At 48.0% G+C, this 18,137-nt stretch carries 11 protein-coding genes and 1 pseudogene; 10 read left to right on the top strand and 2 right to left on the bottom strand.

Translation table 11 applies throughout. The features are described from left to right. Window positions 1–65: 65 nt before the first annotated feature. A pseudogene (locus QT984_RS23740) lies at window positions 66–866 on the top strand (IS701 family transposase); the annotation flags it as partial. Between the two features lie 105 nt (window positions 867–971). On the opposite strand, the gene psaB reads toward QT984_RS23740, so the two are convergent. Beyond that, window positions 972–3,200, bottom strand: coding sequence for a photosystem I core protein PsaB (psaB, locus tag QT984_RS23735; RefSeq protein ID WP_333057331.1), 2,229 nt, complete (start codon window positions 3,198–3,200; stop codon window positions 972–974). A 110-nt stretch (window positions 3,201–3,310) separates the two neighbouring features. Further along, complete coding sequence (gene psaA, locus QT984_RS23730; RefSeq protein WP_333057330.1) at window positions 3,311–5,605, bottom strand: photosystem I core protein PsaA; 2,295 nt, start codon at window positions 5,603–5,605, stop codon at window positions 3,311–3,313. Between the two features lie 645 nt (window positions 5,606–6,250). Between psaA and QT984_RS23725 the strand changes: the two genes are divergently transcribed. From QT984_RS23725 to QT984_RS23685, 9 genes are all read left to right on the top strand, one after another. Next, window positions 6,251–7,879 carry a hypothetical protein gene (locus QT984_RS23725; protein ID WP_333057328.1) on the top strand — a complete coding sequence of 543 codons (1,629 nt, stop codon included), beginning with the start codon at window positions 6,251–6,253 and terminating at the stop codon, window positions 7,877–7,879. A 148-nt stretch (window positions 7,880–8,027) separates the two neighbouring features. Then, a complete protein-coding gene (arsM, locus tag QT984_RS23720) occupies window positions 8,028–8,996 on the top strand; it encodes an arsenosugar biosynthesis arsenite methyltransferase ArsM (protein ID WP_333057327.1) in 969 nt (322 codons plus the stop codon). Window positions 8,997–9,387: 391 nt separating this feature from the next. Beyond that, the gene (locus tag QT984_RS23715) at window positions 9,388–10,047 is read left to right on the top strand and encodes a hypothetical protein (RefSeq protein ID WP_333375103.1); all 660 of its coding nucleotides are present in this window, start codon (window positions 9,388–9,390) and stop codon (window positions 10,045–10,047) included. 106 nt (window positions 10,048–10,153) lie between these two features. Then, window positions 10,154–13,303 (top strand): efflux RND transporter permease subunit, encoded by a 3,150-nt coding sequence (locus QT984_RS23710; RefSeq protein ID WP_333375101.1) that lies wholly within the window; start codon window positions 10,154–10,156, stop codon window positions 13,301–13,303. Then, entirely contained in the window at window positions 13,300–14,013 is a 714-nt protein-coding gene (gene rppA / locus QT984_RS23705; protein WP_333375099.1) for a two-component system response regulator RppA, read from the top strand. Before QT984_RS23710 ends, rppA begins: the two co-directional genes overlap by 4 nt. 1 nt (window position 14,014) lies before the next feature. Next, complete coding sequence (gene rppB, locus QT984_RS23700) at window positions 14,015–15,346, top strand: two-component system sensor histidine kinase RppB (protein WP_333375097.1); 1,332 nt, start codon at window positions 14,015–14,017, stop codon at window positions 15,344–15,346. Between the two features lie 34 nt (window positions 15,347–15,380). Next, window positions 15,381–15,536, top strand: coding sequence for a hypothetical protein (locus QT984_RS23695; RefSeq protein WP_333057321.1), 156 nt, complete (start codon window positions 15,381–15,383; stop codon window positions 15,534–15,536). Between the two features lie 119 nt (window positions 15,537–15,655). Then, window positions 15,656–17,092, top strand: a complete 1,437-nt coding sequence (locus QT984_RS23690; protein WP_333375095.1) for a site-specific DNA-methyltransferase — start codon at window positions 15,656–15,658, stop codon at window positions 17,090–17,092. Next, entirely contained in the window at window positions 17,073–18,071 is a 999-nt protein-coding gene (locus tag QT984_RS23685; protein WP_333155300.1) for a type II restriction endonuclease, read from the top strand. The genes QT984_RS23690 and QT984_RS23685 overlap by 20 nt, the downstream gene beginning before the upstream one ends. Window positions 18,072–18,137: the final 66 nt, after the last annotated feature.

Below are 18,137 nucleotides of genomic sequence, written 5' to 3'. Positions count from 1 at the left end.
ATGTTTTGTAGTTACTCAATAATTCTTCTCCAATATACCAGATTATGTTAACATGAAATTTAGATGCGTTCGCCCTGCCAGAGGGAAAGGAGGATCCTGAATTTAAGAAAAAGCCAGAAATAGCCATAAATTTAATCGACAAAACCTTAGCGAGAGGCTATAAACCAGGAATAGTATTGATGGATGCAGGGTATGGTAATAACACCAGTTTTTTACAAGAATTAGAAAACCGCAAATTAAAATACATCGGAGGAATCGCCAAAAATCGCAAAGTAATAATTCAAAAAACCGAAAATGAAACAGAGGAAATTCGAGCAGACAACTTAACAAAAGCCTTACCTGTAGAGGCTTTCACAAAAATTCAACTCAATCTCGAACGACCGAGAACAGTATGGGTAGCAATTAAAGAAGTCGAATTATCAAAATGCACGGGTAAGAAAGTAATAGCCATCGTCATGAATGCAGATACTTTCGAGACCGCCACTGAAATAGATTATTTGATGAGTAATGTAGACTTATCAAAAGCGACAGAGGAGTGGATAGTAAGAACTTATTCACAAAGAAATTGGGTTGAAGTTTTCTATCGGGAAGCTAAGGGCTGGTTGGGGTTAAATGAATATCAAGTCAGAGATGAAATCAGCCTGAAAAGACATTTCATTATGGTGTTTTGTGCCTACACTTTCATTCTCTGGCATACCTTAACAGGAGGATTAAGGCGCAAATGGGCAAACAAACCTTTAAACACTTTTAGTGATGCACTCGAAGCATTTCGGACAGCCATATCTTTTAGGTTTGTGAAATGGTTGAACCAAAATTGGGACGTATTCTCCGCTTATAAAGCCAGTTTAGGCTTTGTTTGGGCTTAAAATTTGTTTAAGTCCCGATAGGCGGTAATTGACACAAATATAAAAAAAATCCCCCGCCAGAAGGCAGGGGATTTTAGTTAATTACCTAGAAACCAGAGTTCAGAGTTACCCGAATTTCCCGGCTGTCGAGGCAATTACAAAGGCCGCGTAAGTGAGGACGTTGCCCACAGTAAAGTGAACTAGGCCAACCAAACGACCTTGGACGATCGACAAAGCAACAGGCTTGTCTTTCCAGCGAACCAAGTTAGCCAAAGGAGTGCGCTCGTGAGCCCAAACCAAAGTCTCGATCAACTCTTGCCAGTAACCTCTCCAAGAGATCAGGAACATGAAACCAGTTGCCCAAACAAGGTGTCCGAATAAGAACATCCAAGCCCAGACTGACAAGTTGTTAGTACCATACGGGTTGTAACCGTTGATCAACTGAGAAGAATACAGCCAGAGGTAATCGCGGAACCAGCCCATCAGGTAGGTAGAAGACTCATTGAACTGAGCCACGTTACCTTGCCAGATGCCCAGGTGCTTCCAGTGCCAGTAGAACGTTACCCAAGCTAGGGTGTTCAACATCCAGAATACAGACAGGTACATCGCGTCCCAAGCAGAGATGTCGCAAGTACCGCCACGGCCGGGGCCGTCGCAAGGGAAAGCGTAACCGAAGTCTTTTTTGTCCGGCATCAGCTTAGAACCGCGTGCATCCAGAGCGCCCTTGACCAAGATCAAGGTGGTGGTGTGCAAGCCTAGTGCGATCGCGTGGTGAACCAAGAAATCGCCAGGTCCGATCGCCAAGAACAGAGAATTAGTACCGCTGTTAATCGCATCCAACCAGCCTGGGAGCCATACGTTGCCGTAGTTGGGCCAAGCGGTAGAAGCAATGCTGTCAGGGTTAGACAACAGCACGTCCATGCCGTAGAGAGCTTTTCCGTGAGCAGCTTGGATGAACTGTGCGAACACTGGTTCAATCAAGATTTGCTTTTCAGGAGTTCCGAAAGCAACTACAACGTCATTGTGAACGTACAAGCCGAGAGTGTGGAAGCCCAAGAACAGCGACACCCAGCTCAAGTGAGAGATAATCGCTTCTTTGTGCTGCAACACGCGATCGAGCACGTTGCCTTTGTTTGCTTCAGGATCGTAGTCCCGCACCAAGAAGATAGCTCCGTGGGCGAAAGCGCCGACCATGATAAATCCAGCAATGTACTGGTGGTGAGTGTAAAGCGCAGCCTGAGTCGTGAAGTCCTTACCTATAAAAGCGTAGGGAGGCATCGCGTACATATGCTGTGCTACCAAGGAGGTAATTACACCCAAAGCAGCGAGGTGAAATGCCAGTTGGAAGTGCAGCGAGTTGTTGTAGGTTTCATACAAGCCTTGGTGAGGCAAGTTGAACTGTCCTTCACTCTTGCCGCCGACCAAACCAGCCTTAGAATCCAACATCTCTTTGATGCTGTGACCGATACCGAAGTTAGTCCGGTACATATGACCGGCAACGATAAACAGAACTGCGATCGCCAAGTGGTGGTGAGCGATGTCTGTCAGCCACAGGGATTCTGTTTGAGGGTGGAAGCCACCCAAGAAAGTCAGAATTGCGGTTCCAGCGCCTTCGGAAGTACCGAAGACATGGTTCGCTGCATCTGGATTCTCGGCGTATACGCCCCAGTTACCACTGAAGAACGGAGCCAAACCGGCCGGGTGAGGTGGGGTAGACAAGAAGTTGTCCCAACCTACGTGCTGTCCGCGAGATTCGGGGATAGCAACGTGAACCATGTGACCAGTCCAAGCCAAAGAGCTGACACCGAACAAACCAGCCAAGTGGTGGTTGAGGCGAGATTCAGCATTTTTGAACCAAGACAAGCTGGGGCGGTACTTGGGCTGGAGGTGCAACCAACCTGCGAACAGGAAGACAGCCGCCAGTAGTAGCAAGAAGATAGCTCCTTGATACAGGTCGGCGTTTGTCCGAATCCCTTGGGTGAACCACCAATGGTAGACACCAGAGTAAGAGATATCCACCGGGTTAGAAGCGCCCCCTTGAGTGAAAGCTTCTACTGCAGGAGCGCCGAATTGCGGGTCCCAAATCGCGTGAGCGATCGGGCGGACGTTTAGAGGGTCTTTAATCCACTGTTCAAAGTTACCTTGCCATGCTACGTGGAACAGGCTGCCCGATGTCCACAAGAAAATGATTGCTAGGTGGCCGAAGTGAGAAGCAAAAATCTTTTGGTAAAGATTTTCTTCGGTCATGCCATCGTGGCTTTCAAAGTCGTGTGCTGTGGCAATCCCGTACCAGATCCGCCGTGTGGTCGGGTCTTGGGCAAGGTCTTGGCTAAATTTTGGAAATTTCGTTGCCATAAGCCTTGATTAATCCTGAATCCTGAACAAAATTGAAGGGATTCGGTTCGGAGTTTGGATTCTCGATTTGAGATTCCTCCCAAATCGAGAATCCAAAACCTAGGGGTAGTTTACCCTACCGAAATGATTCGCGCTAGGAAAAATGCCCACGTAGTGACAATTCCTCCTAGGAGGTAGTGAGCTACACCCACAGCCCGACCCTGAATAATGCTCAGAGCGCGAGGCTGAATCGACGGAGCTACCTTAAGCTTGTTGTGAGCCCAAACAATCGACTCAATCAGTTCTTGCCAGTAGCCGCGGCCGCTGAACAGGAACATCAAGCTGAAGGCGAAGACGAAGTGTCCAGCTAGGAACATCAGACCGTAGGCCGACAGTGCCGAACCGTAGGACTGAATCACCTGAGAAGCTTGCGCCCAAAGGAAGTCCCGCAGCCAGCCGTTAATCGTGATTGCACTTTGTGCGAAGTTGCCACCGGTAATGTGAGAAATTGTGCCGTCTGGCGATACTGTTCCCCACACGTCCGACTGCATTTTCCAGCTAAAGTGGAAAATCACGATCGAGATGCAGTTGTACATCCAGAACAAGCCTAGGAACACGTGATCCCAACCAGAAACTTGGCAGGTGCCGCCACGGCCGGGGCCGTCGCAAGGGAACCGGAAGCCCAAGTTGCCTTTGTCAGGAACCAAGCGAGAACTGCGTGCAAACAACACGCCTTTCAAAAGAATCAGGACTGTAACGTGAATGGTGAAAGCGTGGATGTGGTGGATCATGAAATCCGCCGTACCCAACTCGATCGGCATCATCGCTACTTTGCCGGCGACTACTACTGCACCGCCGCCAAAAGCATGGCTAACGATTTCCGTAGCATTAGGCGCTGTTGTGCCCGGAGCCAAAGCGTGGATGTTTTGCACCCACTGGGCAAATATCGGACGCAACTGAATCCCGGTATCCGAGAACAAATCTTGAGGACGACCGAAAGCGCGCATCGTGTCGTTGTGAACGTACAAACCGAAGCTGTGGAAGCCCAAGAATATACAAACCCAGTTCAGGTGGGAAATGATCGCATCTCTATGACGGATCACGCGATCCAACAAGTTGTTGACATTTCCAGCGGGATCGTAATCCCGAACCATGAAGATTGCTCCGTGAGCGGCTGCTCCAACAATCAGGAATCCGCCAATCCACATGTGGTGGGTGAACAGGGATAGCTGAGTCGGGTAGTCGGTCGCGATGTACGGATACGGAGGCATCGCGTACATATGTTGGGCGACGATGATGCTCAAAGAGCCCATCAGTGCCAAGTTAATCGACAGTTGCGCGTGCCAAGAATTAGTCAGGATTTCGTAGAGACCTTTGTGACCTTCACCAGTGAAGGGGCCTTTGTGGTTCTCTAGGATTTCTTTCATGCTGTGGCCGATGCCCCAGTTCGTCCGGTACATATGACCAGCGACGATGAATAGCACTGCCAAAGCTAAGTGGTGGTGTGCTGTATCAGTCAGCCACAAACCGCCTGTGGTGGGGTTCAGACCGCCTTTGAAGGTCAGGAAGTCTGTATATGCGCCCCAGTTGAGGGTGAAGAAGGGGGTTAAACCTTTAGCGAAACTCGGGTAGATGTCAGCCATCAAGCCCGGTGTCAAAATCCACTCGTGCGGCAGGGGGATGTCGGCAACTGTTTTGATCAGCTTACCGCCGACTGTCAGCGGTGCACCTGCATCGATCGCGTCCATGCAAGCATTGATCGGCAGAGCCACGTGAATTTGTTGTCCTGCGAAGCCCAAGCACCCGCAGCCTAACAAAACTGCCAAGTGGTGGTTCATCATCGATTCCACGTTCTGGAACCATTCCAGTTTCGGAGCGCGGACGTGATAGTGGAACCAACCGGCAAACAGCATCAAAGCTGCCATTACCAGGGCGCCGATCGCAGTGCAATATAGCTGGTATGAGTTAGTGATGCCGTTGGCGCGCCACAGTTGGAATAGACCAGAGGTGATCTGAATCCCGTGAAAGCCGCCGCCTACATCTGCATTTAAAATTTCTTGACCAAAAATCGGCCAGACCACTTGAGCGCTGGGCTTGATGGCTGTAGGATTTGTCAGCCAAGCTTCGTAATTGGAAAATTTAGCGCCGTGGAAATATGCGCCGCTCAACCATACGAAGATTACTGCCAAGTGGCCGAAGTGAGCGCTAAAGATTTTGCGCGAAACGTCTTCTAAGTCACTTGTATGACTGTCAAAGTCGTGAGCGTTAGCGTGGAGGTTCCAAATCCAAGTGGTGGTTTTTGGCCCCTTAGCTAGAGTGCGATCAAAATGACCGGGTTTTGACCACTTCTCGAAAGAAGTTGGAACCGGATTTTTATCGACTACTACCCTAGCTTTTACCTCTCGCTCTGGAGGACTAATGGTCATGAAGACTCTCCTCTCGGTAAGACAAGGAACGAGAACTGAACACTGTACCGGACACTCCCCACGCTTGATTAGGCGGGGGATTCTCGAAAAAGCCGACACTTCACTGCACTTTACTCTTTGCAGAGCTAGACGCAGGTGCATCGTCTCCCCAAGCATTTTGCTTCTGTGAAGAAGCCAGTTTCCCAGTGTCGCTAACAATGTGACTGGGTACTGCCAACTCTTCTCGCTATCTGGAGCCGCCGATCGCCTCCTTGATTCAGACTTGATACGGCTGCTCCTTTTGAGGGAGTTTTATGAATTATAAGCTTGCTAGAGGAGTATTAATCGCTTGTTAACAATACTTAAAAAAGCCTCTATTCTTGATGTAATAACGCCTTTAAATCCCACAGTCGCTCTAAAAAGTCAAGGGGTACTGCCATTAACTTTACAAAACTCAAAGATAAGGTAATTTAGGAATACTCATTTGTAGATATATGTTTGGGAAAAAGGCTACAGCAATTAAAAGTAGGAGACGATGGGTTGCCCGCTGCTGCCTCAATCCGGGTTCCTACGCGGCTTGGGAATTCCAAAGCCGGCAATTCCCCAATACTAAATTCATTTTTGGGCTATAGTTCCCTATGAGAAGGCTTCTAGGAGTATGGTTGCGTGATTGGGATCAATTGGCACAGAACGGTTGCGGGCAGGCTGCTGGCATTGTTCGCAGTAGCAGTATTAATTTTGGGTTTAGCAAGTTGTGGCGCGGGCCATCCCGAATTGCCCAAACCAGGGAACAAGAGCGGCTCAGCTACCGCCCCAGTAAACAGAATCTCAGAGGTTTCTCCCCCAGAAGCCATTCAACAACTGCGTCAGGCTCTAGAAATCTACCAGCCTCAAATTAGTATTTTGAATCCAAAACCTGACGAAGTGCTTCAGGATATAAATGTATCTGTTGAGTTCCAAGTGAAGGACTTGCCCATTTTCAAAGATGCAAACTTGGGTTTGGGCCCCCATCTGCAAGTTTTATTAGACAACCAACCTTATGCAGCAGTTTACGACATCAACCAACCTTTAACGCTTTCCGACTTAGATCCGGGAACCCATACCCTGCAGGTGTTCGCCGCCCGCCCTTGGGAAGAAAGCTTTAAAAACGAAGGTGCGGTGGCTCAAACCACCTTTCACGTTTTTACCAAAACAGACGACAATAATCCCGATCGAAAATTGCCCCTATTAACGTACAACAGCCCCCAAGGCAGCTACGGGGCAGAACCCATCCTGCTCGACTTTTACTTGACAAATGCCCCCCCGCACGAAGTGGCGCAAGAAAATTTCCAAGATGAAATACTCGATTGGAAAATTCGAGCCACAGTCAACGGCCAAAGCTTTGCGATCGACCAGTGGCAACCTATATATCTTAAAGGATTCAAACCAGGGAAAAACTGGGTACAGCTAGAATTAATTGACGAACGGGGAAATATCGTCAAAAACGCCTTTAATAATACAGTCAGACTGATAAATTTCCAACCGCTCGGCCAAGAGCCTCTTTCAAAATTAGTGCGGGGCGAACTAACAGCAGCAGAAACTCGCGGTATAGTCGATCGTACCTACCAAGCCCCCGCTCCCACACCAACCCCAACCCCCGAACCGACACCGACACCTGCATTAGAAAAAACACCAGTTGTCCAACCCTCACCCACGCTTCCAGAAACCCCTGTTACCCAACCGAACTTAGAGCCCACAGTCGCTCCCGAAGTTGCTCCCATTCAAGCAATAGAACCGACACCAACAGCAACTCCACAGTTAGAAGCGCCGAAAATTGTAGAACCAATTCCAGTAATAGAACCGACACCAACAGCAACTCCACAGTTAGAAGCGCCGAAAATTGTAGAACCAATTCCAGTAATAGAACCGACACCGACAGCAACTCCACAGTTAGAAACCCCTAAAATTTTAGAACCAGTTCAAATAATAGAACCGACCCCAACAGAATCTCCCCAAACAAAAAAACAGGAATATAAAGGATACTACAATCGGTTCCGCAACTTCCTGCATCAAGAACCCCAACCTGCTAATCATTCAGAGCCACCAGCCCTGCCAGAAATAACAGAAAAAGCTCCAGTACCAAAAGTAGTCGCTCCCGCGATACCAGAACAGTCTCCCAATCTTGTACCGCCAACGCCACCAGTTGCCGCTGAAACTGCTAGCCAGCCAACCAGCGAATTAGCCCCTCCCGAACCAACAGTTTCCGAACCCAAAAATCAGCCAAAATCCGAACAAAAAGTCGAATTTGCCACCTAACAAAAACTTTCTGGGCTTCGTGGCATGGGCGTCCCGCCCGCGATCCAGTCGAATTTGCCACCTAACAAAAACTTTCTGGGCTTCGTGGCATGGGCGTCCCGCCCGCGATCAATCTGCGGTCAAAAATCAAAAATTAGGACACTAAAAAATGACCTACCTCGAAACAGCAGCCAAATTCTACAGCGATGTTGCCGAAACCCCCCAAATCGGACTTTGCTGCGTCCAAAGCAGCCCCTTGCAATTGCCAGGATTAAAAATTCCCGAACAAATGCAAGAAATGAATTACGGCTGCGGCACAACCGTTCACGCCGCCGAACTTGTAGGCAATCCCTTCGTGCTTTATGTAGGCGTCGGCGGCGGCTTAGAAGCACTACAATTTGCGTATTTTTCTAGACACAAAGGAGCGGTTATTGCCGTCGATCCAGTTCCAGCAATGCGAGATGCGGCTGCACGAAACTTGCAAATAGCCGCCCACGAAAATGATTGGTTCGATCCGAGTTTTGTGGAAATTTGTGAAGGCGATGCTTTTGCCTTGCCGGTGCCGGATGCTTCTGTAGATGTTGTCGCCCAAAACTGCTTGTTTAATATCTTTGAACCAGCGGATTTAGCTAAAGCATTAAAAGAGACTTATCGGGTATTAAAACCCGGTGGCAGATTGTTGATGAGCGATCCGATCGCAACTCGCCCCATTCCGCAGCATTTGAAGGAAGACCAACGCTTGCGAGCCCTGTGTTTGTCCGGCGCTTTGACATACGCAGAATACGTTCAACACCTTGTAGACGTTGGTTTTGGGCAAGTCGAAGTGCGGGCGCGCCGTCCTTACCGATTGCTGGACAAACACAATTATCAATTGGATGCGGATTTGCTGTTAGAAAGCCTGGATTCGGTGTCTTTCAAAGTGGATGTACCGGATGACGGAGCTTGCATTTTTACTGGCAAGACGGCGATTTATACGGGGTCTGAAGAGCTGTTTGATGACGGGGCAGGTCACGTTTTGCAGCGGGGAGTTCCGGCGGCTGTCTGCGATAAAACTGCTGGGAAGTTGGGGGGATTGATGCCGGATAAGGTGTTAATTACTGATTCGACTTGGCATTATAACGGTGGCGGTTGCTGTTAGATTTATTTCGGAATAATGTGGCTGTAATCTTTGGGGAATAGAGCATTTCTCAAAGAAGTGAGGTGTGGGCGCTTCCTATGCCCTCTTTTCACCTCATGTTAGTGAGCAATGGTATAAGCTGTCGCGCATTTGAATTGTATATTCAGGGCGGGCGGGACGCCCAACCCTACTCCCCACAAGACTTTGATTTTTTTTGACATACAATTTAAAGGCCGCAACAGCTTAGAGGTCTCTAATTTTAGACTTCGCCTCAAATTTTCATCAAATTTTTATTTCCCCCTGACATCCTAGCGGGAGAAGGTTCACAACTCTGAAGTAAGGAATAGATTGCTCTTGAGAGGAGTGGCTGTCTTCATCACCCCCGTTCGCTAAATGTGAGGAGGAAATTTCCATGCTATCGAAATATTTAAATTCAAGTTCATTATCGATCGCCCGTTACGGATCTAGTTTTGTTTTGGGATTAGTGTTGTGCACGGCTTCGGCCCCGGTGCTGGCGCACGTTGGGCATGACAACGAGTTTGCAGGTGGCGATGCGGCGAAGATTATGCAGCCGATCAAAGTTGATGCCAGTAAAGCAACCGCATTGGGAATTAAGACAGAGGCAATTGCCCCTACAACCGATGGAGGTATTGTCAAAGTTCCCAGCACCAGCTTAGTTGATGCCAATGGGCAAAAGCTCGTCTACATCCAGGAAGGAACAACCTACAAACCAATCTCAGTTCAGATTGGTAGCGACTCTGGAGATGTGGTGGAAATTAAAGAAGGCAATTTAGTTCCGGGAAATCAGATTGTGATGCAGGGGGCAACGTTTTTGTACTCGGAGGCATTGCGAGGTAAACCGCAGGCAGAAACCCCGGCATCACCAGCTACATCGCAAGTAGAAACCCCGGCATCACCAGCTACATCGCAAGTAGAAACCCCGGCATCACCAGCTACATCGCAAGCAGAAGCGCAGCCTGCTCAAGGATCGTCACCCTTGATGTGGGTAGCAGGCGCAGGAGTTTTACTGGTGGGTGGATTCGCCGTCTTTGGGTTAAAAGGCAAGGACTAATAGACATTCAAAAACCAAGATTTTTGGTAACAGTCGATCGCGACGGAGTAAATCTCTTTACTCCGTCTCCTAAAAGCTTGCCTAATGCTATCCAAATTTCATTTTTATGTTAAACGTCATCCCCAAATGGTCTATTGCTCAACGATGGTTAGTGGTGTTGGGGGCGATCGCCCTAACCATCTGGAGTACACATACTGTAAGTCGAATGCCCCTCGATGTCTTGCCGAATTTTGCGCCCCCTCAAGTAGAAGTACAGACCGAAGCCCCCGGTCTTGCGCCGGAAGCGGTGGAATCGTTGGTGACGTTACCGCTAGAAAGTGCAGTCAACGGGACACCTGGAGTTGAAGTCGTCCGCACCTCCTCAGCCGTAGGAATTTCGGTATTGCGCGTGGTGTTTAAGTGGGGAACTGACCCCTATCAAGCTCGTCAACTCGTCGCAGAGCGATTGCAGGACGCACAAGACAGACTACCGGAAGGGGTTGGTACCCCGCAGATATCGCCCTTAGCTCCCCCCATCGGGACGGTGATTCAATATGCGTTCACGTCTGACACTACATCGATCATGGAAGTGCGACGTTTGGTGGATGGCAAAGTCAACAATCGCTTGTTGGCAGTTCCCGGCGTATCGCAAGTGCTGGTTTACGGCGGAGATTTGCAGCAGTTTCAGGTGATTGCGAATCCTGAAAAACTCCAAGCGTTGAAGGTTTCCCTTCAGGAAGTCGTCAAGGCGGCAAACGAGGCAAATGCCAAAACCGCCGGTGGATTGTTGATTGACCCCGATCGCGAATTGGTGATTCGGGGACAGGGACAAATCCAGACGATCGAAGATTTGCAAAAAGCTGTGGTCAAGGTGCAGGAGGGAAAACCCATTCTACTGCGGGATGTGGCAGAGGTGAAGATTGGGGCTGCACGACCGCGAGGCGATGCCAGTTGGAATACTAAACGGGCTGTGGTGGTGATGGTCAACAAGCAACCTTTGGTGGATAGTCCCACCGTCACGCAAGCGATCATCGAGGCGATGGAGGAAATTAAACCGGGCTTACCCAAAGATGTGAAGGCGAATGTCACTTTCCGGCAAGATGCCTACATTGATGCCTCAGTTGGTAATGTGCGATCGGCCTTGATCGAAGGCAGTTTGATTGTCGCAGCCATTCTGATTCCCTTTCTGATGAACTGGCGCACCCTCACCATCTGTTTGCTGGATTTCTTTCTCACGCTACTGTTCTCGCTGTTAGTGTGTTCTTGGATCGGGCTGGAACTCAACACCATGACCCTCGGCGGATTGGTAGTGGCGATCGGGACAGCAGTGGATGATGCGATCGTCTACTGCGAAAATACCGACCGCCGCTTACGAGAAAATCGCCTCTCGCCCAATCCCCAGCCACCACTGGAGATTATTTTTGAGGGTTCTCAGGAGGTGCGCGAGTCGCTGATTGGGGCGACGTTAATTGGCATTATTGTCTTTTCACCGATTTTCACACTCTCTGGGGTAGAGGGGCGGATCTTCACCCCAATGGGCATTGCCTATCTGGTGGTGGTTGTCATCTCCAGCCTGGAATCCCTAGTAATCTCCCCTGCATTGTGTGCCATTCTGCTGCCCCACAGCCGGATGCAGACGACAGAACCCTTCCTAGCCCGGTGGTCTAAACAACTTTACGATCCGTTGCTGCGAATGGCGATGCGTCGCTCTACCTTAATTTTAGGATTGGCAACAGCCTCAATGGTAGCGGCAATGTTGATTGTGCCGACATTAGGACGGGATTTTCTGCCAACGTTCCAGGAAAGATCGCTAATGAATGCGATCGCCCTTTATCCGGGTTCCTCACTCGAAGCAACCAATCGCGTTGGCTTAGCGATTCAAAATGCCCTTAAGGATGACCCCCGATTTGAATCAGTACAACTGCGATCGGGGCGTGCTCCGGGCGATCCGGATGCGGCATCGGTGAACTTGGCACACTTGGACGTGGAACTGAGTGAAGCAGCGATGAAAAACCGTCCTGCTACGATCCAAGCTTTGCGGGAGGCATTGGGCCAGTTTCCGGGAGTTGCTACCAATATCGGTGGATTTATCAGTCACAGGATGGATGAAGTGTTGTCGGGGGTCAGGAGTGCGATCGCGATCAAAGTATTCGGCAACGATTTACAAGAACTACGCCGCATTGGAGAACAAATCGAAACGACAATGAAAGGCGTGAAGGGATTGGTAGACCTTCAGCTTGAGCCCCAAATACCGATCCGTCAAGTACAAATTCAATTTAACCGAGATGCAGCCGCTCGCTACGGATTGACGATCGCCCAATTGTCCGATTTCACGGAAACAGCCCTGAATGGTCGCGTGGTTGGTCAGGTGCCGGATGGTCAACAGTTGGTAGATGTGTTGGTTTGGGTCAACGAATCAGCCCGTCGCAATCTCAACACGATTCGCAACCTCCAAGTTAATACCCCAACAGGTCAAATCATCCCGCTTTCGCAAGTGGCAAAGGTTGAGTTTGGCAATGGGCCCAATACGATTAACCGGGAAAACGTCTCGCGTTTAATTGTAGTGTCAGCCAACGTACAGGGACGCGATGTTGCTTCGGTCGTCGATGACATTCGCTCCAAGGTTAAGCAATCAGTGCAACTGCCCCAAGGCTACTATATTCAGTACGGCGGACAGTATGAGTCGGAACAACGGGCTGCTCAAAACTTCCTAATTTTCGGAATATTAGCAGTGCTAGCGATCGCAGTATTGATGTACTTCACGGTGAAATCCGTTCCTGCCATGCTGATGGTTATGATCAACTTACCATTAGCCCTGGTTGGCGGTGTTATCTCAGTCCTGCTGACGGGCGGCGTTATCTCAGTTCCGTCAATGGTGGGCTTTGTGACGCTGTTTGGCGTAGCGACGCGCAATGGGTTGCTGCTTGTAGACAACTACAACACCAAACTGGCACAAGGAATGCCGCTTCCCAAAGTCATTGTCGAAGGCTCGATGGAACGGTTGCTGGCGATTCTGATGACAGCACTCACCTCGGCATTGGGGATGATTCCCCTGGTTTTAAGCGGTGGCGCTGGTAAGGAATTGTTGCAGCCGCTAGCGATCGTCGTCCTCGGCGGACTCTTTACCTCAACTGCTCTCACCCTACTGGTTCTACCTGCATTGTATGCTCGATTTGGGAAGTTTCTGATGCCTAAACGGATGCTGGCAATCAACGAGTTGAGAAACTACAGCATGGAGCAGACACCAACGAATGGAGATGGAGTAGGGCTAAAATGAGAATTCTGCTGGCGGAAGACGAACCAGATTTGGGTGCGATCGTGCAACGCACCTTGAGCCGAGAAAAGTACCTGGTGGATTGGGTGCAAGATGGCACAACTGCTTGGAACTATCTGGAAGACCAATGGATAGAGTACACGGTTGCCATTTTTGACTGGTTGCTGCCGGAAATCTCTGGCGTCGAACTCTGCCAACGCTTGCGCCAGCAGAATAATCCATTACCCGTTTTGATGTTGACGGCAAAAGATCGAACAGAGGATATGGTGGCAGGGCTAGATGCGGGTGCTGATGACTATCTGATGAAACCGTTTATTAAAGCAGAATTGTTAGCTCGGTTGCGGGCACTCCAGCGACGAGGACGGAGTTTGTCTCCAGAACAGTCGCCCTATTTCAATCCTGCCCAACTAGAGGCGGGGCGATTGCGGCTTGACTATACTAAATCCATCATCTTTACTACCGATGACGAAGGACAGCTAACGGTGATTCCTCTGACGGCTAATGAGTTTCGGTTACTGGAATATTTCATGCAGCATCCGAACCAAATCCTCACGCGCGATCGACTTTTGACTCGTTTGTGGGATGTTGATACTGACCCGATGAGCAATGTAGTTGCTGCTAGAATTCGTCTGTTGCGCCGCAAGCTGGCAGATTATGGCTGCGACGGGATGATTGAAACGGTTCATGGATTCGGGTATCGCTTGAGCAAGTAATATGCACTCCAACAAGCTATTTAACCGCACGCGCTGGCAACTTGCGGGTTGGTATGCGATCGTCCTGGGGTTGTTGTTAGGTATATGCGGTGTTGCAGTCTATCAGGTTGTGTTTCACACGCAGCGATACATTCTCCAGCAAAAACTACAGTCCTTAGCCGGAACGCTGCATGACACTATCGAACCACAATTACAACAACCGGGACAGCTTTCATCCAGCTTGAAAACTATTTTGCCTGGTTTATGTCTGTGGAATGAAAACTGTTACTCTTCAGGCAATAACGGGGCGCGACATACTGCTAGGGTGTTTCAGCAGGAGGGATATTATCTCCGCTTTTTAGACCAATCTGGGCGAATATTAGGGAAGGTTGGAGAGCAGGCGGATGTATTAGAAAACTTTGCACCAAAAGAGTTTTGGCAAATTCTGCATCTTTCTAATGGCGATCGCTTTTATCAAATTTCTCTATTACTCAGAACAAACAGCGGTTTGCCTTGGGGTTATATGCAAATTGGACGATCGCTCAAAGAATGGGATGCCTATCTTAACACCTTGCGATTGTTGCTCTTTTTAGGCTTACCCTTGGTCATGCTGCTCGTGGGAGGAGCTAGTTGGTGGTTATCTGGATTAGCGATGCGACCAATTTATCAGTCCTATCTCCAGATGCAACAATTCACCTCCGATGCCGCTCATGAATTGCGAACGCCTCTGGCTGTCATTCAGGCTACTGTTGAGGATACTCGTCTGGCTGAAGATTTACCGGAGGTTAGTCAAAACCTCGATATTATCGAACGACAAAACATCCGCCTTTCTAGGTTAGTGAAAGATTTATTGTTTATTTGTAGACTTGAGCAACAACAGATTCCGACTCAATTGCAGCATTGCTGTTTCAACTATCTGATTGGCGATTTAGTAGAAGAACTTGCAGGTTTAGCAATGGTGGCTGAGGTGGAATTGAAGTTAGAAATTCGTGCTTCGCGAGCCGTTGTAATTCTTGGGGATGAAGCCCAACTTTACGGGATGGTGACGAACTTAATTACCAATGCGATTAACTACACTCCCCCAGGAGGGCTAATCCTTGCCATCCTCGATTGCACCGACAAGGAAGCGATAATTCAAGTTCAAGATACAGGTGTTGGTATCAACCCAGCCGAGCAAACGCGAATTTTCGATCGTTTCTACCGAGTGCAGAGCGATCGTTCTAGAGCCACGGGTGGTGCTGGATTAGGCCTATCGATTGCAAGTGCGATCGCAGTGGCTCATCAAGGCAGCATTCAAGTCCAGAGTGAGTTAGGAAAAGGCAGTACATTTACAATCCGTCTACCACTCAAATGAGAACAATATTACTGCGATCGCGTCAAGATTGCCTTTGCAAGGGGAACTGCCGAATATCAAGCTGTGGGTTAACTCGATCGCAAGTGCGATCGAGCAGAATAAAATTAACGGTGTATTGGTGATGCTGGAAAATAACAGCCGGGAAAACCAAGGAGAAAATTGGGGTTCAGCCAGAGGGGATAATTTCTGAAGCGGTTAATTCTCTGGTTCGTCAGAGAGAATTTACAAGGGTAGCGACCTCTGCCCGTTCTTTGATTGGAGATACTGGTATACTACGATCGACAGTTAGTTATTTAATAATTTGTAGTCATGGTAAATATGTCAAGCATCTCCAACATCGCCTCTGAAGTGGAAAGTGACTTTCTGGGAGAGATTGATAACCTTGACAGGCAATTACACGATCGCTTTCAAGACAAGTTTGTAGTCCAGCCCTCGCTTACCCGACTTTTGGTTAGTTTTCAGGCTAACAAAACTAGACCCATTTATAGGTGGTACAAGTATAAGGAAGCTTTCTCCGCTTCTTTGGTAGAGTTCTTATTCCAACAATATCAAGTCATTCAAGGCAAGATTTTAGATCCTTTTACAGGTAGTGGAACTGCTTTATTTGCTGCTAGCGACTTGGGAATAGATGGTGAGGGCATTGAATTATTACCTATTGGTCAACATATAATTAATACCAAAATTCTTTTAGACACTGCCTTCACTATTGATGATTTTCAGCGGCTAAAGACATGGTTTAATTTGCAAACATGGAAAAAATTTGAAACCCCTGTCACTCTGCCAGAATTGAGAATTACTAAAGGGGCTTACTCCGAAGAAACTAAAATAGAAATTGAGCAATATCTTGGAGCTTGTTATCAAGAAAATACCAAGGTTCAATCAGTTTTAGTCTTGACTTTACTGTGTGTTTTAGAATCCGTAAGCTATACACGCAAAGATGGACAGTATCTTCGTTGGGATTACCGTTCGGGTCATGGCACGTCAAAGAAGTCCTTCAATAAAGGTGAGGTTCTGGAGTTCAGTCAAGCTATTACCAAAAAATTTAATGAACTTGTTAACGACTTAGAACCTCCTACACAACAACTTGAGCTTTTTCAAACTCAGAATAATCAACAAGGCAAAATTAATTTGCATCAAGGTTCTTGTCTGAAGATAATGCCCGATTTGCCGGACTCTACCTACGATGCAATCATCACATCTCCACCCTACTGCAATCGATATGACTATACTCGCACCTATGCACTAGAGCTAGCTTTACTAGGAATTTCTGAAAAGGAATTAATTAATCTGCGTCAGGAAATGCTAAGTTGTACGGTTGAGAATCACCCCAAAGATTTATTGGCTATTAATCAGGATTGGGAAGTAGCTTTAAGTATTGCTAATTCGCAAACTCTCTTGCAGGCTATCTTAAGATATTTGGACACCCAAAAGTCACTGGGTATATTGAACAACAATGGTATACCAAGAATGGTAAGAGGATATTTCTATGAAATGGCTTGCGTAATACAAGAAAGCTTTCGTATCCTTAAATCCGGGGCATTTTTGTTTATGGTTAATGACAATGTGCGCTACGCAGGTATAAGCATTTCAGTGGACATGATTCTTTCTGATTTCGCTGAAAAACTCGGCTTTATTACGGAAAATATTCTCGTCTTACCAGGTGATAAGGGGAATAGTAGTCAACAGATGGGAAACTATGGACGTGTTCCTTTGAGGAAGTGCGTTTATGTATGGAAAAAACAATAACTGGATACCTATGTGTGCTTATCGTAACCACCTTCAATCCAGTGACGATCTTGTCACAACATCTGAAGACACTCGTGCGGGTTTTGTGGCACTTGCCCTTGAAAAAAATCGACGCGCTACCCCTTACCTCGCCCAAGCAAGAGCACTTCAAGAAGCTGCGGGTCAAGCTGCGAGTCCTGCTGATTTGTTAAATGTTAAGGGCATTGAAATGGGATTGTTGACTGCTGCAGGATTATCTGACAAGTCTCTTGCTCATTTGATGCCAAAGGATAAGATTGAAGCGATAAATGGTCTAATCAGGAATTTTCTTGAGCCAGCAGGCACAAATTTTGTGGAGGAATTGGTGTTTAGATTTCTACTGACTCGTGGTGACACGCTTGGTGGCTCAATGCGTAATGTTGGCGGAGTATTGGCACAAAGAAAACTAACTCGTGCTATCCTCTCGACTCTCACAATTGCTAGTAAGAGATATTATTGGCAAGACTCAAAGACAAAAAAGTGGATAGCCATGACAAATGATGACACAGAAATTGAGTTGTCTTTACGTGGGATAAGTTGGGAGAGCGAGCTAGGTAATCGCACATTGATTTATAACCTAACTGTTCCACTCGTCAGGAGCAATGTGGATTTATGTTTATTTAATCTTGCCCCGACGGAGTTGGTAGCTAATAAATCCAGCGCAATTGAGCCATCTATCGTGGCACCCTATGTTATTGCATTGGGCGAACTTAAAGGCGGAATCGATCCTGCAGGTGCAGATGAGCATTGGAAAACGGCACAAGCGGCACTAAATCGCATACGCGAAGCATTTTCCACAGTTGGACACTCACCTCTGACTTTCTTTGTGGGTTCGGCAGTTGCAAGAAGGATGGCGGGTGAAATCTGGCATCAACTGGAAAACCGGACTCTCAGTAATGCTGCAAATCTGAATCAGGAGAATCAAGTTGCATCTATTTCTCGTTGGTTATGTAATTTATAAAAGCAACAACCGTTTTGACTCCGTGTCGGTTTTACCATCCTCCCTCGCCCCCCTCTTGTGCCACAG

This window comes from Microcoleus sp. Z1_B2 (assembly GCF_036700325.1).
GTDB lineage: Bacteria > Cyanobacteriota > Cyanobacteriia > Cyanobacteriales > Microcoleaceae > Microcoleus.
This window is presented reverse-complemented; position numbering and strand designations above follow the sequence as displayed.